20 protein-coding genes are annotated in these 17,595 nt (G+C 50.6%); 2 read left to right on the top strand and 18 right to left on the bottom strand.

Annotated elements, in window-relative coordinates; translation table 11 throughout:
- Positions 1–12: 12 nt before the first annotated feature.
- From DESLBE_RS23825 to DESLBE_RS23765, 13 genes are all read right to left on the bottom strand, one after another.
- Positions 13–957 carry a nitronate monooxygenase gene (locus DESLBE_RS23825; protein WP_144678411.1) on the bottom strand — a complete coding sequence of 315 codons (945 nt, stop codon included), beginning with the start codon at positions 955–957 and terminating at the stop codon, positions 13–15.
- A gap of 244 nt (positions 958–1,201) precedes the next feature.
- Entirely contained in the window at positions 1,202–1,429 is a 228-nt protein-coding gene (gene acpP, locus DESLBE_RS23820) for an acyl carrier protein (RefSeq protein ID WP_005813415.1), read from the bottom strand.
- 38 nt (positions 1,430–1,467) lie between these two features.
- Positions 1,468–2,211 (bottom strand): 3-oxoacyl-[acyl-carrier-protein] reductase, encoded by a 744-nt coding sequence (gene fabG / locus DESLBE_RS23815; RefSeq protein ID WP_144678410.1) that lies wholly within the window; start codon positions 2,209–2,211, stop codon positions 1,468–1,470.
- A 5-nt stretch (positions 2,212–2,216) separates the two neighbouring features.
- The gene (gene fabD, locus DESLBE_RS23810) at positions 2,217–3,158 is read right to left on the bottom strand and encodes an ACP S-malonyltransferase (protein WP_144678409.1); all 942 of its coding nucleotides are present in this window, start codon (positions 3,156–3,158) and stop codon (positions 2,217–2,219) included.
- 18 nt (positions 3,159–3,176) lie between these two features.
- On the bottom strand, positions 3,177–4,124 hold the full coding sequence (gene fabK / locus DESLBE_RS23805) for an enoyl-[acyl-carrier-protein] reductase FabK (RefSeq protein WP_144678408.1): 948 nt from the start codon (positions 4,122–4,124) through the stop codon (positions 3,177–3,179).
- A 3-nt stretch (positions 4,125–4,127) separates the two neighbouring features.
- Positions 4,128–5,123, bottom strand: coding sequence for a beta-ketoacyl-ACP synthase III (locus DESLBE_RS23800; RefSeq protein ID WP_018307025.1), 996 nt, complete (start codon positions 5,121–5,123; stop codon positions 4,128–4,130).
- Between the two features lie 40 nt (positions 5,124–5,163).
- On the bottom strand, positions 5,164–6,168 hold the full coding sequence (gene plsX, locus DESLBE_RS23795; RefSeq protein ID WP_172625545.1) for a phosphate acyltransferase PlsX: 1,005 nt from the start codon (positions 6,166–6,168) through the stop codon (positions 5,164–5,166).
- A gap of 18 nt (positions 6,169–6,186) precedes the next feature.
- The gene (gene fapR / locus DESLBE_RS23790; protein WP_005813404.1) at positions 6,187–6,756 is read right to left on the bottom strand and encodes a transcription factor FapR; all 570 of its coding nucleotides are present in this window, start codon (positions 6,754–6,756) and stop codon (positions 6,187–6,189) included.
- A gap of 178 nt (positions 6,757–6,934) precedes the next feature.
- Positions 6,935–7,219: a helix-turn-helix transcriptional regulator gene (locus DESLBE_RS23785; RefSeq protein ID WP_144678406.1), complete on the bottom strand. Its 285-nt coding sequence runs from the start codon at positions 7,217–7,219 to the stop codon at positions 6,935–6,937.
- A gap of 115 nt (positions 7,220–7,334) precedes the next feature.
- Positions 7,335–7,514 carry a 50S ribosomal protein L32 gene (rpmF, locus tag DESLBE_RS23780; RefSeq protein ID WP_005813398.1) on the bottom strand — a complete coding sequence of 60 codons (180 nt, stop codon included), beginning with the start codon at positions 7,512–7,514 and terminating at the stop codon, positions 7,335–7,337.
- Positions 7,515–7,544: 30 nt separating this feature from the next.
- The gene (locus tag DESLBE_RS23775) at positions 7,545–8,054 is read right to left on the bottom strand and encodes a DUF177 domain-containing protein (RefSeq protein WP_035214224.1); all 510 of its coding nucleotides are present in this window, start codon (positions 8,052–8,054) and stop codon (positions 7,545–7,547) included.
- A gap of 65 nt (positions 8,055–8,119) precedes the next feature.
- Positions 8,120–9,319: an acetate kinase gene (locus DESLBE_RS23770; protein WP_035214222.1), complete on the bottom strand. Its 1,200-nt coding sequence runs from the start codon at positions 9,317–9,319 to the stop codon at positions 8,120–8,122.
- A gap of 211 nt (positions 9,320–9,530) precedes the next feature.
- The gene (locus DESLBE_RS23765; protein ID WP_144678714.1) at positions 9,531–10,289 is read right to left on the bottom strand and encodes a patatin family protein; all 759 of its coding nucleotides are present in this window, start codon (positions 10,287–10,289) and stop codon (positions 9,531–9,533) included.
- Between the two features lie 81 nt (positions 10,290–10,370).
- On the opposite strand from DESLBE_RS23765, the gene DESLBE_RS23760 reads away from it, so the two are divergent.
- Positions 10,371–11,525 (top strand): nucleoside recognition domain-containing protein, encoded by a 1,155-nt coding sequence (locus DESLBE_RS23760; protein ID WP_144678405.1) that lies wholly within the window; start codon positions 10,371–10,373, stop codon positions 11,523–11,525.
- A 112-nt stretch (positions 11,526–11,637) separates the two neighbouring features.
- Here the strand turns inward: DESLBE_RS23760 and DESLBE_RS23755 are convergent, their stop codons facing one another.
- Both DESLBE_RS23755 and rsmD read right to left on the bottom strand, forming a co-directional pair.
- The gene (locus tag DESLBE_RS23755; RefSeq protein ID WP_018307016.1) at positions 11,638–12,171 is read right to left on the bottom strand and encodes an ATPase; all 534 of its coding nucleotides are present in this window, start codon (positions 12,169–12,171) and stop codon (positions 11,638–11,640) included.
- The gene (gene rsmD, locus DESLBE_RS23750) at positions 12,168–12,710 is read right to left on the bottom strand and encodes a 16S rRNA (guanine(966)-N(2))-methyltransferase RsmD (RefSeq protein WP_018307015.1); all 543 of its coding nucleotides are present in this window, start codon (positions 12,708–12,710) and stop codon (positions 12,168–12,170) included. Before rsmD ends, DESLBE_RS23755 begins: the two co-directional genes overlap by 4 nt.
- A gap of 284 nt (positions 12,711–12,994) precedes the next feature.
- Between rsmD and gpr the strand changes: the two genes are divergently transcribed.
- A complete protein-coding gene (gene gpr / locus DESLBE_RS23745) occupies positions 12,995–13,981 on the top strand; it encodes a GPR endopeptidase (RefSeq protein ID WP_011460511.1) in 987 nt (328 codons plus the stop codon).
- A gap of 46 nt (positions 13,982–14,027) precedes the next feature.
- On the opposite strand, the gene DESLBE_RS23740 is transcribed toward gpr, so the two are convergent.
- The 3 genes from DESLBE_RS23740 to sdaAA all read right to left on the bottom strand — a co-directional run bounded on the left by DESLBE_RS23740 (position 14,028) and on the right by sdaAA (position 17,591).
- Positions 14,028–14,150: a small, acid-soluble spore protein, alpha/beta type gene (locus tag DESLBE_RS23740; RefSeq protein WP_005813383.1), complete on the bottom strand. Its 123-nt coding sequence runs from the start codon at positions 14,148–14,150 to the stop codon at positions 14,028–14,030.
- 139 nt (positions 14,151–14,289) lie between these two features.
- Positions 14,290–16,731, bottom strand: coding sequence for an ATP-dependent DNA helicase RecG (gene recG, locus DESLBE_RS23735; RefSeq protein ID WP_144678404.1), 2,442 nt, complete (start codon positions 16,729–16,731; stop codon positions 14,290–14,292).
- Positions 16,728–17,591: an L-serine ammonia-lyase, iron-sulfur-dependent, subunit alpha gene (gene sdaAA, locus DESLBE_RS23730; RefSeq protein WP_035214219.1), complete on the bottom strand. Its 864-nt coding sequence runs from the start codon at positions 17,589–17,591 to the stop codon at positions 16,728–16,730. The genes recG and sdaAA overlap by 4 nt, the downstream gene beginning before the upstream one ends.
- Between the last annotated feature and the right edge of the window lie 4 nt (positions 17,592–17,595).

The raw sequence follows: 17,595 nt of genomic DNA, 5'->3' as shown, positions 1-17,595 counted from the left end.
CTCAATCCTTGTCTAGACCCGGAGTATTTGTTCACGAATATCTTCAAAGATCTCATGGACCGATAAAACTTTTTTGATGCGGGAATAATGAGCTCCTGAGAAGACAAGGCCTTCTTTCATATCCCCTTGCTGAGCCTTGATCAGACGCTCCATGATGCAAAAATTCCGCTCACAATGCTTGAGGCATTGGTCGCAGCCGATCCGCCGGACATTCTTCCCTGCCGCCAGGGCCTCGGTAAAGGGATTGCGGATGCCCCGCCCCGGCAGACCCACGGGGCTATGGACAATGACCATATCCTCTGCCTGAGCATCGAGGAGATGCTGCTTCCATTCCGGAGCGGCGCTGCTCTCGGTACTGAGGGCAAAACGGGTGCCCATTTGTACTCCGTCAGCCCCTAAGCGCAGAACCTCCGCCACATCTTGGCCATCCATGACTCCCCCCGCGCCAATAACGGGGATCTTCACAGCTTCCTTAACCTCAGGCAGAATCTCCCGCATCGGGCGTTCGGTCCCTAAATGTCCGCCCGCTTCATGTCCTTCCACAATCACCGCCGCCGCACCGAGCTTTTCGGATAAGCGGGCCAGCTTGGCGGAAGACACGATGGGCACCACAGGGATTCCCGCTTCCTGGCCCCAGGTGAACATATCTCTGGAAAAACCTGCCCCGGAAACCAGCAGGTCAATCTTTTCATCAAAGGCTGCTTTGACAAGCTGAGCAAACTCACGCACCGCAAACATGATGTTCACCCCGATAATCCCCTTGGTGCGCTTCCTGGCTTCTCTGATTTCCTGCTTTAATTCTTCAACGCTCAAACCACTTCCGGCAATCAAGCCGATTCCACCTTCCTCAGCAACAGCCGCTGCTAAAGGAGCCATGGATATTCTAACCGCCATTCCTCCTTGAATTACAGGCATCTTAGCTATATGATGGGCGATGCGGAGTTCTGGAATTTTCACTTAAGTTCCTCCATTCAAATCCAAAGCATTATGATACCGATATTTTCCACAGTGATGCTTCATTTCATTCTTATATATTAACCTTCTCAATGCCAGGGGCAAGGCTGTCGCCGGGACAGTAAATTAGGACCTGATACTAAAATCAGCTTCTGACTCACCCTTGGGAATTGGCAGGAAGAGAGCTTTAAAAGAAAGTCCCGCAGTATTCTACGGGACTCTCTATGTACTTAGGGGACCTTGAGTCTTATTGGTTTTCCTTGATGTAATTTACTGCATCACCGACATTACGAATTTTCTCTGCATCCTCATCGGGAATATCGAGATCAAATTCTTCTTCAAGAGCCATAATAAGTTCAACGATATCCAGAGAATCCGCATTCAGATCTGCGAAGGTGGTTTCTAATGTAATTTCATCTTCTTCTACCCCAAGTTGATCCACTACGATTGATTTCACTTTGTCAAAAACGCTCATGCTGCCTGTTCACCTCCTCTCAAGGTTCGCTGAAAAAATTACATAGCCATGCCGCCGTCTACGGCCAAGGTTTGCCCAGTGATGTAGGAAGCGGCCGGTGAAGCCAAAAAGACAACCGTCCTGGCTATATCTTCAGGCTGACCCATTCTGCCCAGCGGAATCTGGGTCATGACCTGCTCCCGGACCTCTTCTCCTAAGGATTCCGTCATATCTGTAGAAATATACCCCGGAGCCACCGCATTGACCCGGATGCCACGGGAGCCCAGCTCTTTGGCGATGGATTTGGTAAAGCCGATGATTCCCGCTTTGGCCGCCGCGTAATTCGCTTGTCCCGCATTGCCGGTAATACCGACCACAGAGGAGATATTGATAATAACTCCGGAGCGTTGCTTCATCATGGACTTGCTGACCGCCTTCGTGCATAAGAAAACCCCTTTGAGATTGGTATCCAGCACCGCATCCCAATCTGTTTCCTTCATCCGCAGCAGCAAGGTGTCACGGGTAATTCCGGCATTATTGACCAGAATATCGATCTTGCCATAGGTTTTAAGGGTGGTCTGAATCAGCCGTTCCACATCTTCACCTTGGCTGACATCAGCCTGAACTGCCAAAGCCTCTCCACCTGCTTCCTGAATCAGGCTCAGGGTTTCTTCCGCCTTTTCCCCATGTCCGGCATAGTTCACCACCACTTTAGCCCCGGCACGAGCCAGTTCCAAGGCAATGGCACGTCCAATGCCGCGGCTTCCTCCGGTGACAATGGCTACGCTATTATTCAGCAACATTTTATCTACTCTCCTTTAAATATGCAAGTAGCTTTTCCTAAAGAAGAAGAATCTTCTACATTAATCAGGGTCACACCGGGGAGAATTTTCTTAACCAGTCCTGTTAAAACCTTCCCCGGACCCAGCTCGATAAAGGTGTCAACCCCTTGTTCGCCCAGATAGCGGATGGATTGCTCCCAAAGCACAGCCCCGCTGACTTGCCGCACCAGACTCTCCACAATCATGCCGCGCTCCCTGACTTCTTGCCCATCAATGTTGGCAAGCACAGGCACACTGGGGTCCTGCCAAGCTACCCCTTCCAGCACCTGACGCAGCTCCTTGCCGGCTTCCGCCATCAAGGGAGAGTGAAAAGGACCGCTGACTGCCAAAGGCAGGGCTCGTTTGGCCCCCAGGTCTTTAGCATAGTGGCAGGCTTTCTGCACTCCATCGGTCTCGCCGGAGATCACGACCTGCCCCGGAGAATTATAATTGGCCGGGCCAACGATCCAACCGCCTTCTTCCCGTGCTTGGCGGCAGGCTTCCTCCACCTTAACATTCTCCAAGCCGAGAATGGCAGCCATGGCACCCTTGCCTTCGGGAACAGCCGCCTGCATCAGTTCTCCCCGGCGGCGCACAACCCTTAAGGCCTCTTCAAGGGAAAGACTCCCCGCCGCTGTATAGGCTGAATACTCGCCCAGACTATGGCCGGCCAAGTAATCAGGACGAATCCCGGTCTCCTGCAGCCCCCGCCAAGCCGCTATACTGGTCAAGAGGATGGCGGGCTGAGTATGGGCGGTTTTTTTCAATTCCTCCTCCGGTCCTTCCAGGAGGATCCTTATAAATTCTTCCCCAAGAACACGCTGTCCAATCGTCAGCACTTCCTGGCCCCCAGGGGTGGCAAAAAGTTCTTTGCCCATGCCTACGTATTGGGAGCCCTGACCGGGGAAAATGCATGCTATTTTCGCCAAATCCGCTGCTCCTTTCCCCTATCTGCCAAAGCGCTGGCTGAGCCGGGCCAGCTCCTGCTCAGCTCCTTGCATTACATCCTGAATGATGCTTGCCGCCGGTTCGATTTTCTGGACTGCTCCGGCGATTTGCCCGGACATCACGGAGCCATTCTGAGTATCGCCCTCCACCATGGCCAGACGCAGTTTGCCCGCACCCATTTTTTCCAGGACTTCCGGATCTGTTCCCTCTTTCTCCAGCTGCTCAAACTCCCTGGTCAGTTTATTGCCCAGGCAGCGGACAGGATGGCCTGTGGAGCGTCCTGTCACCACGGTGTCCCGATCCTTGGCCTTGAGGATCATTTCTTTAACCTTCGGGGAAATGGTGCATTCTTCAGCACACATGAAGCGGGTTCCCATTTGCACACCCTCTGCCCCTAAAGCCAGGGCTGCCACCATTCCCCGTCCATCATAAATCCCCCCGGCGGCAATCACAGGAATGCTTACCGCATCCACCACCTGAGGCACCAAAGGCAAGGTGCTGATTTCGCCGATATGGCCGCCGGATTCCATACCTTCAGCGATCAGAGCGTCCACTCCGGCTTTTTCCAGACGTCTGGCCAACGCCACCGAAGCCACTACCGGAATGATCTTCGTCCCCACCTCTTTGAGCATGGGGATGTATTTTCCCGGATTGCCCGCCCCTGTGGTAATGACGGGAACCCTTTCCTCCACAATCACTTGCATGACATCCTCGACAAAAGGAGACATGAGCATGACATTGACACCATAAGGTTTGTCTGTTACCTTTTTAATCTTATGAATTTCCTGACGCAGCCAATCCGCCGGAGCCTGGCCGGCACCTATAATGCCTAATCCTCCCGCTTCCGACACCGCCGCCGCCAGTTCACCGGTAGCAGTCCAAGCCATGCCTCCTTGAAAAACAGGATACTCAATGCCGATGAGATCACAAAGTCTCGTTTTAATCATTAACTAAACCCCTCTCTTGGACCACTTCACAACAGCGGCTCCCCAGGTTAAGCCTCCGCCAAAGCCCACCATGACCATAATGTCTCCATAGTTTAAACGGCCGCTCCGCGCTGCTTCATCCAGAGCCACCGGGATGGAAGCCGCCGACATATTCCCATAGCGGTCCAGGTTGACCACGACTTTCCCGGCATCAATCCCCAGCCGTTTGACTGCCGCATCCACAATGCGGGTGTTGGCCTGATGGGGAATCAGACAATCCACATCGCCAATCCCTAAACCTGCCTTGTCCAGAGCTTTTAAGGCAGTTTCACCCATGATGCGGACGGCAAATTTGAACACTTCACTGCCGGCCATCTGGATGGTGTGCATTTTTTTGGCCACGGTTTCTGCGGAAGCAGGGTGCATGGAGCCCCCTCCCGGCATGGTCAAAAGATTGCCCCCCGCACCATCCATACCCAGGTCATAACCCAGGAAGCCATAGCCCTCTTCCACCGGCTGCAGCACTGCCGCACCGGCCCCGTCTCCAAACAGGATGCAGGTCCCCCGATCTTCCCAGTTTAAGATCTTGCTTAAGGTTTCCCCGCCAATCACCAGGGCATTTTTATAGATACCGGAAGCAATAAATTGAGCGGCAGTTGCTACTCCGTACAAAAATCCCGTGCAGGCGGCCTGCAGATCAAAACCTGCCGCCTTTTTGGCTCCCAGACGTTCCGCCACCAGGCAAGCTGTCGCCGGAAACACAAAATCAGGAGTTATGGTGGCGACGATCACCAAGTCCAGCTCTTCCGGAACGAGTTTGGCGTCTGCTAAGGCTCGCACCGCCGCCTGGTAGCAAAGCTCGGATACCGGAGTCTCAGGCCCGGCAATATGCCGCTCCTTAATCCCCGTTCTGCTCACTATCCATTGATCATTGGTGTCCACCATCTGCTCCAGATCAAAATTCGTCAAGACCTTATCGGGTACATAGGAACCTGTGCCCACGATTCCAACACTAACCATGCTGCTTCCTTCTTTCTTAAGTACAGTAATCGATCACAGTCTACTCCTGTGCAGCGGTAAATCGCGGCAGCTCTTTTTTAATCTCCTCAATGAAACCGCTCTCCACACATTCTTTAGCGACGCGGATGGCATTAAATATGGCTTTCTCGTTGGAACTGCCATGGGAAATGATGCTGATGCCATTCACACCCAGCAGAGGCGCTCCCCCATATTCTGCATAATCCATCATTTTAGCGATTTCTTTCAAGCCGGGTTTAATGGCCAAAGCCCCCAGTTTGCGCAGGGGTGTGGCGGTTATCTTCTCTTTAATCAGTTGAAATAACGCTCCTGCCAGCCCTTCGGTGGTCTTGAGCACCACATTGCCTACAAAGCCTTCACAGACCACCACATCCGCCGCCTGACCATAAGGTATGGCCCGGCCTTCCACATTGCCGATAAAGTTCAAGGGAGCCTTCTGGAGAAGGGGATAGGTGGCCTGAGTCAGTTCATTGCCTTTGCTTTCTTCTGTACCAATATTTAAAAGCCCCACTTTGGGGTTTTGGATACCCAGAATGCTCTCGGCATAAATGCTTCCCATCATGGCATACTGGAGGAGATGTTCCGGTTTGGCATCGGGATTGGCTCCCACATCAAGGAGGAGCTTTCCTCCTTCTAAGGTGGGCAGCACGGTCACGATGGCCGGGCGGTCAATCCCTTTGATCCGGCCCAAACCAAGCAAGGAGGCAGCCATTTGGGCCCCTGTGCTTCCCGCGCTGACCAGGGCATCCGCTTCTCCTTCTTTCACCAAACGGGTGGCCACCACGATGGAGGAATCCTTTTTCCTGCGCACGGCCTGGGCCGGGTGCTCATCCATCTCCACCACCTCAGTGGCTTCTTTGATGCGCACCTTAGCCGGCAATTCACCCTGAGGCAGATATTCTTTGATGCGCTCCGGCTGCCCGACCAAAATGACCTCTATATCAAACTGTTCAATACTGCGCAGTGCTCCTTTGACGATCTCGGCCGGGGCATGATCCCCTCCCATGGCGTCTACAGCGATTCTCATCACATTAACTCCCCCTTCTTACACTTCCAAGGGCTTTTCCACGGCAAATACTACCCAAGTTCCGGTCAAAACAAGATCCTGGTTGACATGGGCTGTAATCTCCACCCAGTATTTATTCCCTTTGCGGCGCAGGACTTTTCCTTCAGCCAAGACCGTTTCTCCATAACGGACCGGACGCAGGAACTTCATATCTACGCTTCCTGTGACCACGATCTCCGCATCCACCAGGGCAATGGCCAAGGAATTGGCCTGAGCGAACAGATGATGTCCCCGGGTGACCCGTGCTTTGCTTAACACCATGGATTCTTCAATCTTGAGCAGGGTGGAGCCTGATTCCCCAATATGGAGGTCCCGGAGCTCCCCAACCAGCTCAGCCTCGCCTAAAGACTTCAAGGTGTCATAAGCTTCATGAGCCACAGCCTTGGTCCGTTCCCGCAGCTCAGGAATACTGAGTTCCGTCCGATCCAAACGAATGGTGGAGACGCTTACCCCAAAATGCCTGGCCAGCTCTTCATCTGTAGAAAATGGATTCTTGTCGATTTCCTCTCGTAACGCTTGATGGCGTTCATGTTTATGATGTCTTGTCATAATACCACCAACTTTGCTTATTTTACGACCTGGTACTAATATTATAGATCAGGATGATTCTGATGACAAGCAGTAACCCTTTAGGACTCAGGATACTCTAAAATTTAGAAGAAAACGACAGAGAATGCAAAAAAGCACAGTCAGACGACTATGCCTTAGTTGTATGCTTCTCATATTGTTATTTCAACGTAACCTGTACCTCTTTTCCAAGGGAGCGTGCAACCTTAAACAGAAAGTCCAATGATGGATTGTACGTTCCGCTTTCCAGACGGCTGATATTGGATTTCTGGGTACCAACCCGAAGCGCCAATTCTTCCTGGGTAATATTTTGACTGGTTCGCGCCTCAATGATTTGCGAAATAACATCATAGCGCGATTTCAGCTTTTCGTATTCTGCTTTGAATTCTTCGTCCTTCATTAAAAGTTCTTTCACTTCGGAAAACTCTGCACCTGCTTTACTCATTGTCACACCCTCCTTTTATAATTATGTTATCATATATGATAACGCCAATCAAAGAAAATAGCCAGGACAAACTTAAACAAAAAAAAGAAGCCCTTCCGGCTTCTTTCTCTTGACCTTATTCACCCATGGAAATAACTTCTTTGGCTTTATAATAACCGCAGCTTGGGCAAACATGATGAGGCATTTTTGGTTTATGGCATTGGGGGCATTCGATGTGGTTTGGTGCAGTTAACTTCCACATAGCCCGGCGTTTACGTACTCTGGATTTGGATTGGCGATGTTGAGCAACACCCATTGATTACACCCCCTTTAAACTTTCGAATGATCAATCTTCACGAGGCCAGTTGGCCAAGGCTGCAAAACGTGGATCAACCTTATCTTGGCTGCACGCACAAGAAGTTGCATTAAGATTCACACCGCAAACAGGACACAACCCTTGACACTCAGAAGAACAGATAAACCTCATGGGCAAGGCCAACACGATTTGCTCAAGAATGCGCTCGGTGAGTTCGATCTCATCCTTATGGAACACCAGCGCTGTCTCCAATTGCTCTTTTGTAGCTTGAGGAGCAAAAACCCATTCATCCTCATAATCCTGATGGATCTGATAGTGAAAAGGCTCGAGACAAAGACCGCACTGAGCTTTAAGCTCAGTCTCAATCGACCCATTAACAATCAAGGATTTTCCCGTGTTGTTCACCTGAAGTTGAACGTGTACAGGAGCGACAAAATCTACCCCCTCAAGTTCAGACTCAAAGGCCGAAAAATCTTCCTTTAAATCAAAATGAGCAGTTCCATTTTCATCACGGCGAATTTGAGCGACATTAATATGCACAATGACCACTCCAATACACAACCATTATTATAGTTTGCTGGATTTTCTTTGTCAAGGAAAACTCCTTAACCCTTCTGAATAATATCCAAAGTATCCAGGGCAATCATCAACTCTTCATTGGTAGGAATGACGAGGACCCGGCAGGTTGCCTCAGGAGCCGAAATATCAGCTTCCTTACCGCGGACCTTATTCTTTTCCAGATCCAGTTTGGCACCGAGGTATTGCAGGCCATCGACAACCGCTTCCCGCATCTCCGCAGAGTTTTCCCCTAAACCGGCCGTAAAGATAATGGCATCGGCACCGTTTAAGACGGCTGCATAGGAGCCGATATATTTTTTCACATCATGAGAAAAGACATCGAGAGCCAAAGCGGCGCGATAGTTTCCTTGATCACGGGCTTGTTCGATATCTCTAAAGTCACTGCTCACTCCGGAAAGCCCCAGCACTCCGCATTTTTTATTGAGAAAATCATTGACTTCATCGGAAGACAGGTTTTCTTTTTGTTGAATGAAGGAGACAATGGCCGGATCCAAATCCCCGGAGCGGGTTCCCATCATTAATCCTTCCAAAGGGGTAAAGCCCATGGAGGTTTCAATGGATTTGCCATCTTTAATCGCCGTAATCGAGGAGCCATTGCCTAAATGACAACTGATCAGCTTCAACCCTTCCGCAGGACGATTGAGCAGCTTGGCGGCCCGTTGACTTACATATTTATGTGAAGTCCCATGAAAACCATATTTACGGATTTTGTATTTCTCATAAAGTTCATAGGGCAATCCATAAAGGTAGGCATGGGGGGGCATGGTTTGGTGAAAGGCAGTATCAAAAACAGCTACTTGAGGCACTCCCGGCATTAATTTTTGACAAGCCTCAATTCCGGCAATATTGGGAGGGTTGTGAAGAGGTGCTAATTCGATACACTCTTCGAGGGCTTGCATGACTTCATCCGTAATCAATACGGAACTGGCAAATTTCTCGCCGCCATGAACCACACGGTGACCCACCGAACCGATTTCCTCAAGGCTTTTCACTACGCCATATTCAGGATTCACTAAGGCATCCAGAACCAATTGGATAGCTACCGTATGATTAGAAATTTCCGCCGTAATAATTTCTTTTTCACCATCAGCCGGGCGGTGTGTCAGCACGGCGCCCGGAAGTCCGATCCGCTCCACTAGACCCTTGGCTATCGGTGTTTGTGTGTCCATATCCAATAATTGATATTTCAGCGAGGAACTTCCACAGTTAATCACAAGAATCTTCACTATTGATTACCCCCTATTTTTCTTTTCCACCCATTTTCTTTCTGTCTTTGTCTCTTTTAAGCAAAGGTTCTTCTGCTTCATTTTGCCCCAAAAGCGACTTTTTCTTTAATACTTTTAAAAAATAACACAAAATTTCGTGTGAATCTCTCTTTCTGTCTCACACGATAAAACACCTTAATAAGTTTAACATAATTCGTTTGCATTTCAAGAGTCAATAGAAATTACGAACAATTTCAGAAAGTTGTGACTTTGCTGCAGTTCTTCCTAAGGCGATGGCCTCCTCCGCCAAATCAAATTGCAGGACTCCTATATGGCCGACTTCAGGCTGGATCAGTACATCAGCCTTTTCCTTCTGGGTGCAAAAAACCTCTTCTTCTAAGATCTCCAGCGCCTGCAGCATGACATCCATGGCCGTATTGAGCTTCGTGGAAAGCCCCTTTTTCACATCCACTGCCAATACTTTCTTCGCCCCCATATCCTTAGCCACTTGGATGGGCAGACGGTTTTTGACAGCTCCATCCACAAAAAGCCGGCCTTGATAGCGATAAGGTTTGAAGATACCGGGAATGGAGATGCTGGCCCGCACGGCATGAGCCACACTGCCTTCGCGTAATACTACCCTTTCCCCTGTTTCCAGATCGGTGGCGACAACGGCTAAGGGAATCTTCAATTCGGCGAAGGTCAGATCCCTCGTCAAAAGGCGCATGGCCTCAAGGACTTTTTCCCCTTTGACCAGGCCATCCCGGGACACGGCAAGGTCCCAAAGCCTCTTGCTGAATCCCTGGTAGGTAATAAGCCGCTCCAAGCGGTAGAGATCCATCCCCGCTGCCCAAAGGGCACCAAATACGGCACCAATGCTGCACCCCACGATACAATCCACCTTGATGGATTCCTCTTCCAACACCTGCAAGAAACCCAGGTGGGCCAGCCCCCGTGCTCCCCCTGCTCCCAAAACCAAGCCTCTCTCCATCATCACAACCCCCTGTGATCAAAAATCCTTCTAAGGAGCCCCCTTTCTCCATATATATTTATGTGGAAGGGCGGGTGAGATATGGCTTCTATTCTTCGTGTTATCCCCTTTTTTCTTTTGGCCATAGGAATGTTCTATTATCCCCAGGCGGTGGTACGTTCGGCAGCCGACGGTCTGTCTTTGTGGTGGAATTATGTGGTTCCTGCCCTGCTGCCGTTCTTTATTCTTTCTGAGCTTCTTCTTGCCTCCGGCTTTGTTCATTTCCTAGGTGTGCTGATGGAACCTTTAATGCGTCCGGTATTCCGTTTACCCGGCCAGGCTTCCTTTGTGGTAGCCATGAGCCTTACCTCAGGAATTCCCATTGGCGCGATCCTTACCACACGGCTTTGCCAGGAAAATGCTCTCACTCAAATAGAAGGGGAGCGGCTCCTGACCTTTACCTGCAATCCCAGCCCCGGCTTCATGTTTGGAGCCGTGGCCTCCAGCATGCTCCTCAAGCCGGAATTAGGCATCGTCCTGGTAGGCTCCGTTTACTTAGGCAACATCTTAGTGGGGATACTTTTTCGCTTTTATGGGGGTCGGGGAACATCCTCCTCCCCTGCTCCCACCTCCCTCGGCCGGGCTTTTCAAGCGCTGAGAAAAGCTCAGGGTCAGGACCCGCGGCCTTTTGGCCAAATGTTCGGGGATGCTGTACGGCAAAGCGTTAATACCATCCTGGTGGTGGGAGGCTTTATTGTCTTTTTCTCTGTGCTGGTGAATATGCTGGAAACCTATCACATCACCGGTGGCATCGGCACTCTGATTCACGGGCTGTCCGGCGGCTTGGTCAGCGGCCAGGAAGTCTCCGCGTTGGTGAACGGCACCTTGGAAGCAACCTTGGGCTGCCGTTCGATCATCGACTCTTTTTCCAGCCTTAATCTTACGATTGGGCTGCTTGCCGGGGTTTTGGGATGGGGAGGGCTATCCGCCTTTGCCCAGGTCGCCAGTTTTACCGGCTCTGCGAATTTACGCTTCCTGCCCTTTGTCATCGGCAGGGTCCTGCACTCCATCTTTGCTTTTCTTTTAAGCCAGCTCTTCTTAACCCTGATTAAGATTCCTGTCTTTGACCTGCACCTGGCTCCCGGTCCCTTTGGGTTCATGGAGACCTGGCAAATGAGCTCTTGGATCTTCTGTGGCATCATGCTGTGTTTCCTGCTGCTCAGTCTGGGAGTCCGAGTCTTTTATTCATCGAAATAACTTTATATTTCCATCATACCACACTTGTAATAAAATGCACATACTCTATTCTGAAAAAGGCCCGAAAGCAACACCCTTGGGCCATCTTTCGGGTCTAAGCAGTTGAGATGAATCAAGACTCTCCCTGCACCGGGTTTCCTTTATCGCCGGGCTTTTCCCTCTGATCCCGTTTAGCCAGACTCCGCAGTTCTTCCCGGTTGCGACGAACCGCCTGCAAGGTCTCGGCCACATTTTGCTCTACTTGGAGGAGCATTTCATCGGTGTACTGAATAGCACCCAGTTTGACCTCTTTAGCATAAGCCTGGGCCTGACGGGCAATATCCTCCGCATAGCCTTGAGCTTGCTTGACAACCTCGCTCTCTTCGGCCATTTTCTCTATATAAGTTTTTCCACGCTCCAGCAACCGTTCCGCTTCCGTATGGGCTTCGTCCATAATCTTTTGTCTTTCCGACAAGACCCATTTGGCATTCTGAAGCTCCTCAGGGAGAGCTGCTCTTATCCGGTCAAGCAAATCAAAAACCACATTATCATCCACTAATACTTTTCCGGTCATCGGTATCTTGGTTCCCCGATCCACGATTTCTTCTAATTCATCAAGCAAAGCCATAACATCATTTTCCAAGACTATCCTCTCCAATCTGTTCATTCCATTCTTTGCAAATACCAGATCTTTGTATCTCCATATTCCCCAGTTTTTTTAATTTCAAAGGGATCGTAACTCTCCAGGTTTTCATCCTTGGCTGTCTCGGCGATAATCACTCCTGAGTCAGTAAGCCGGCAAGGATCCGCCAGCAGCTTCAAGGATTTCTCCACCAAACCCTGATGGTAGGGTGGGTCAATAAAAATCAAATCAAAGCGCTCTTCTCTATGCTGTTCAAGATAAGCAAAGGCATCCATCCCTATGAGTCGGGCCTGTTCTACTCCCATATGGTCAATATTCTCACGAATAATTTGTTGCGCCGTCCGGCTTTTTTCAATAAGTACCGCTTCTTTCGCCCCCCGTGACAAAGCTTCCAGAGCTAAATTTCCCGTACCGGCAAACAAATCCAAAACCCGGGCACCTGGGGTCTTTTCCTGCAGCACATTGAAAATGGCACCTTTAATCTTGTCCGCTGTGGGCCGGGTGTTCATCCCGGGAACAGCTTTCAGACGCTGCCCGCGGTAATCTCCGGCAATAATCCGCATATTATCTCACGACCTTCGAGTGGGGTTATCCAGAAACTATCACTTTATATAATTAATTTCAGCATAAGTATAACACAATCTTCTAAATTCTTCCCTAAAAAATATTGAATAAAAGCATTTTTGCTGTAAATACTAAAACTGGTCGTCGAGATTTTTTAATCCGAGACCTTTCCCCCATCCAGTTCTTCCTTTCGTTTTCTCCTCTCTGGTCACTGGTCGCGAGGGCCAGTGATTTTTTTTTCACCAGAGTTCCAACTATCGAATAGCTTAAGGAGGGTTATCTTTTGAAAAAAGCAGATCTATTCCGCAATTTTAATGTAACTATCGATCTGGCCGTTGAAGCCCATGAATTATTGAGGGGAGATGCAGACACCGAGGTACCTGGCGTCAGCATGGAAGAAGAAGACTTTGAACATGCTACAGTAACCACGATTAAAATTTTGAATGAACAAGGGGTTCAGGAAATGGGACGGCCCCAAGGTACTTATATCACCATCGATGTCCCGGAAGTTCATGATAACAATTATTTGATCCACCAGGAGATTACCAAAACTCTATCTGACAAACTTTCCGAGCTGATGAACTTGCCTGAAGACGCCAGCATCCTCTTGGTTGGATTAGGCAATTGGAATGCCACTCCTGATGCTTTGGGGCCTCAGGTCATTGACAAAAGCCTGGTCACTCGTCATTTATTTAATTATACACCTGCGGAGCTCCAGGGCAAACTGCGCAAGGTCAGCGCAATAGCTCCCGGAGTTCTCGGCATCACCGGCATCGAAACGGCGGAAATCATTCGCGGCATCGTGGAACATGTCAAGCCCGATCTGGTGATCGCTATCGATGCTTTGGCCGCCGGTTCCCTGGAACGGATCGGGACCAGCATTCAAATCTCCGATACGGGAATTTCACCGGGAGCCGGTGTAGGAAACCACCGCACGGGAATCAACGAAGAGACTTTAGGCTGCCGGGTCATTGCCATCGGTCTTCCTACGGTCATGAATGCCGCCATTATCGCCAATAATTGCCTGGAATCCCTCTTGGATGAATTAAAGAGCAGTCCGTCCCTTTACCGCCTATACAAGGAATTCAGTCCCAAAGTCTTTGAGCAGATTCTTAATAAGGCTTTATATCCTTATCACAACAATCTCATGGTCACACCGAAAGAAATCGATTCCCTAATTGAAACCACCGCCCGAATTATCGCCGGAGCCCTGGGCATGAGTCTCCATCCCGGTATCAGTGTGGAAGAGTATCAGATGTATATGCAATAACAAGAAGAGAGCGATGACTTCGCTCTCTTTTGTCTGAATCCGCAGATTAGGTATTGGGGAACTTCTTGTGCTTACGATTTGCGATGCCGATTTCCTGAGCCACTTCATACTTGAATTGCTCTAAAGCAGCACTGAGTACAGGTTGGTTCGTTTGTTTGGTATCTGCCATGCGTAAGCCCTCCTCTTTCTTTCCCTAATTTTTTACGGCAGACCTGCATCGCTGCCTTTCATTCTTTTACTCCACTTCACTTTTATTATCGTCTAAGACGGTCATAAACATTCCCGACAATAGCTGGTGAAGTTGGAATTTAATGAAGGCCAATGTTTTCTAAAGAAAAAAACTGATCACATTCATGCCATACTCCGGGATAACGGTCAGGATGGGTAAGAACTTTTTGAGCCAATTGATAGGCTTGCTCCACGAGACGGCCATCCCGGGATAAGTCGGCCAGACGCAATTCCATCACCCCATGCTGTCTGGTCCCCAGCAATTCCCCGGCTCCTCTGATCTTTAAGTCTTCCTCAGCAATCTTAAAACCATCCTGAGTATCACAAAGGACTTCCAGGCGGCGGCTGTTTTTGGCATCGGACAAGAGGAAACAATAGGACTGCTCGCTGCCCCTGCCCACTCTGCCCCTGAGCTGGTGCAACTGGGCCAGGCCAAAACGCTCCGCTCCCTCGATGACCATCACGGTGGCATTGGGGACATTGACTCCTACCTCCACCACCGTGGTGGAGACCAGGATATCCACCTCCCCTTTCTGGAAGGCGTCCATGATTTCTTCTTTTTGAACCCCTTTCATGCGACCGTGGAGAAGGCTTACCCGACGGTTGGGGAACCGCTCCTGCAAGGATTGAAAACGCTCCGTGGCTGAAATCAGATCCACATTTTCCGATTCTTCCACCAGCGGGCAGACCACATAGATTTGCCGGCCTTTTTCCATCTGCTCTTCCATGAATTTTTCCAGGCTGGGCCGGCCCCGTTCAGTTAATTTACGCGTCATGATGGGCTTGCGGCCCTGAGGCATTTCATCCAAAGCGGAAAGCTGGAGATCGCCATAGAGGGTCAGGGCCAGGGTCCGGGGGATGGGAGTGGCGGTCAGGACCAGGACATGGGGGTTTTCCCCTTTGGTCTGGAGAGAGGTTCTCTGTTTGACCCCAAAACGATGCTGTTCATCGGTGATGGCTAATCCCAGGGAGTGAAACTGTACACTTTCCTGGATTAATGCATGGGTTCCGACGATGACATGGGCTTTTCCGTAGGCGATCTCGGTAAGAATCTTATCCCTTTCGCTTTTGGTCTGACTGCCCAAAAGGCAAACGACATGGAGCCCCAGGGGGTTAAAGGCGGCCGCCAGGGATTGATAATGCTGCAAAGCCAGGATCTCGGTGGGAGCCATCATAGCCCCCTGATAGCCTGAGCCCACAGCCATCAGCAGAGCGGCCATAGCCACTGCTGTCTTGCCTGAGCCCACATCTCCCTGGACCAGACGGGCCATCCCCTGAGTATTGGCCATATCCCGGAAGATTTCCTGAATCACCCGCTTTTGGGCCTGAGTCAGTTCAAAAGGCAGATTCGCCAAAAACCGCTGAACCAGGCTCTCCCCGCTCTTAAGCTGAGGGCTGTTTTCCCTTTGGACTCCGGATCTTAAACGGGCAACAGACAATTGCAGAAAGAGCACTTCTTCAAAGACCAGGCGTTCACGGGCTTGACCCAGACTGTGGAAGGTCCGGGGAAAATGAATCTCTCGGTAGGCCTGGGCACGGGGGACCCATCCTTTGCCTTCCTCAGGGGGCAAAAACTCGGGAAACAGCTCGGGAGCCTGCTCCAAAACTCCCTGCACAATAGTTCGTATCACTTTGGAGGAAAGACGGGCTGTTTCCGAGTAGACCGGCAGGATGGCTGCCGGCTGTGCTGCTCCTGCCTTTTGAATATCGGTGGCTTGGATTTCCGGCACCCGCTGCTGCCACCTGACCTTTCCCGTCACAATGACGGAGGTTCCTACGGGGTATTGCTTGAGGATATAGGTTTGGTTAAACCAGACTGCATAGACTAGGCGGCCATCCTGCTCGATGCTGAGCTTAACCACCTTCAGCTTCCCTCTGGCTATTTGTCCGGCCACTACTTTTCCAGCCACAGAGGCCAATTCTCCATCTTTAAGTTCGCCAATGGATTGCAGGCTTCTGTCCTCATAACGACGGGGAAAATAGAAGAAGAGATCCTTGACTGTATGTAAACCGATCTGAGCCAGCAGCTTCGCCCGTTCCGGTCCCACCCCTTTAAGGAACTGCAGGGAGCGGGACGGGGAAGGCTTGGCGGGTCTTTCTTTTTTGTCGGGGTCGGATTTTTCGGAGACAGGAGGGGTATCCGATGGCTGGGATGACTCCAAGGAGTTATGAACCCCAGGTTCCTTTTCCGGCAAGGACCGGTTTCCCGGCTGGACAGAAGCCTGACCTTGGCTCCCCGGTTCCTGATGTGCTTCCAACTCCTGATGCTCTTCGATAAAACGGCGGAGATGGGCCAGAGCCTGACGGCGCTGTAGAGGGCTCCAGTCTTTGTAATGGCCGGTAATATCCTTCAGTACCTTAAAGTCTTCATCCTTCTCCAATTGCTCCAGGCGGCTGAGAATCCCTTTCAAAAAGAGATGAAATCCGCCGATGACTCCTGTGTTGCAGCACCCTTGCTTTTCTTCCGCAGCAATAGCTCGTTGGAGATGATTCAATACTATTTTTCCTTGGTTGCCGATCATAAGAATTCCGCCTGAATTCTCTGCCCGGTTGGGGTAATGGCTAATCCTCCCTGAGCCGTTTCCCGAAGGGAGCAGGGCATACTTTTGCCGATTTCGTTCATGGCATCAATGACTTCGTCTAAAGGAATCGCACTTGCTATCCCGGATAAAGCCATCTCTGCCGCCGCAAGAGCCACAGTGGCTGCGGTGGCATTGCGTTTGACGCAGGGAACTTCCACAAGACCGGCTACAGGGTCACAAACCAATCCCAGGAATGATTTAATCCCTATGGCTGCAGCATGAATACAAGCTTCAGGACTTCCCCCTGCCAATTCCGCCGCTGCTGCCGCGGCCATTCCCGCAGCAGAGCCAATCTCAGCCTGGCACCCTCCTTCTGCTCCCGAGACATTGGCCCGATCGGCTATGATCATGCCGATTCCCGCAGCACAAAAGAGGGCGGTCACCACATCTTCCTCAGAAGAGCCAAGGGCCTCCTCAGCAGTCAGCAGTACCGCCGGCAAGACCCCACAGGACCCAGCCGTAGGAGCTGCCACGATTTTACCCATACTGGCGTTGACTTCCACTACGGCCAAAGCTCTGGCAATCGCTCCGCTGACCCGCTCCCCGATCAAGCTCTTCCCGGAACGGCGCAAAGTTTCTACTTTGAGGGCTTCTCCGCCCACCAACCCTGATAAGGATTTCCTTTCTCCCCTCAGTCCGCTTTGGACAGCTTCCCTCATCACCTGAAGATTGGCGGCCATTCTTTTTCTTAACTCATCCTGGCTTTTCTCTGCCTCTTCAGCCTGCTCCTTCAAGACGATTTCGCCAAGCCTTTTTCCTTTTTCTTCAGCCAGGGCCAGATAATCCATGGTGGAACGCATGAAA

Source organism: Desulfitobacterium sp. LBE, from assembly GCF_007830365.1.
GTDB lineage: Bacteria > Bacillota > Desulfitobacteriia > Desulfitobacteriales > Desulfitobacteriaceae > Desulfitobacterium > Desulfitobacterium hafniense.
The sequence above is the reverse complement of the archived record's forward strand: the minus strand, read 5'-3'. Positions and strand labels throughout refer to the sequence as shown.

What these genes read in the sequence shown, in the direction of transcription:
- DESLBE_RS23740 (WP_005813383.1), bottom strand. Translation starts at nt 14,150, where the DNA reads ATGGCAGATACCAAACAAACGAACCAACCTGTACTCAGTGCTGCTTTA.
- plsX (WP_172625545.1), bottom strand. Translation starts at nt 6,168, where the DNA reads ATGAGAATCGCTGTAGACGCCATGGGAGGGGATCATGCCCCGGCCGAG.
- rsmD (WP_018307015.1), bottom strand. Translation starts at nt 12,710, where the DNA reads ATGCGGATTATTGCCGGAGATTACCGCGGGCAGCGTCTGAAAGCTGTT.
- DESLBE_RS23765 (WP_144678714.1), bottom strand. Translation starts at nt 10,289, where the DNA reads ATGGAGAGAGGCTTGGTTTTGGGAGCAGGGGGAGCACGGGGGCTGGCC.
- DESLBE_RS23760 (WP_144678405.1), top strand. Translation starts at nt 10,371, where the DNA reads ATGGCTTCTATTCTTCGTGTTATCCCCTTTTTTCTTTTGGCCATAGGA.
- acpP (WP_005813415.1), bottom strand. Translation starts at nt 1,429, where the DNA reads ATGAGCGTTTTTGACAAAGTGAAATCAATCGTAGTGGATCAACTTGGG.
- fabG (WP_144678410.1), bottom strand. Translation starts at nt 2,211, where the DNA reads ATGTTGCTGAATAATAGCGTAGCCATTGTCACCGGAGGAAGCCGCGGC.
- recG (WP_144678404.1), bottom strand. Translation starts at nt 16,731, where the DNA reads ATGATCGGCAACCAAGGAAAAATAGTATTGAATCATCTCCAACGAGCT.
- rpmF (WP_005813398.1), bottom strand. Translation starts at nt 7,514, where the DNA reads ATGGGTGTTGCTCAACATCGCCAATCCAAATCCAGAGTACGTAAACGC.
- DESLBE_RS23755 (WP_018307016.1), bottom strand. Translation starts at nt 12,171, where the DNA reads ATGAACAGATTGGAGAGGATAGTCTTGGAAAATGATGTTATGGCTTTG.
- DESLBE_RS23785 (WP_144678406.1), bottom strand. Translation starts at nt 7,219, where the DNA reads ATGAGTAAAGCAGGTGCAGAGTTTTCCGAAGTGAAAGAACTTTTAATG.
- fapR (WP_005813404.1), bottom strand. Translation starts at nt 6,756, where the DNA reads ATGACAAGACATCATAAACATGAACGCCATCAAGCGTTACGAGAGGAA.
- sdaAA (WP_035214219.1), bottom strand. Translation starts at nt 17,591, where the DNA reads ATGCGTTCCACCATGGATTATCTGGCCCTGGCTGAAGAAAAAGGAAAA.
- DESLBE_RS23800 (WP_018307025.1), bottom strand. Translation starts at nt 5,123, where the DNA reads ATGGTTAGTGTTGGAATCGTGGGCACAGGTTCCTATGTACCCGATAAG.
- fabK (WP_144678408.1), bottom strand. Translation starts at nt 4,124, where the DNA reads ATGATTAAAACGAGACTTTGTGATCTCATCGGCATTGAGTATCCTGTT.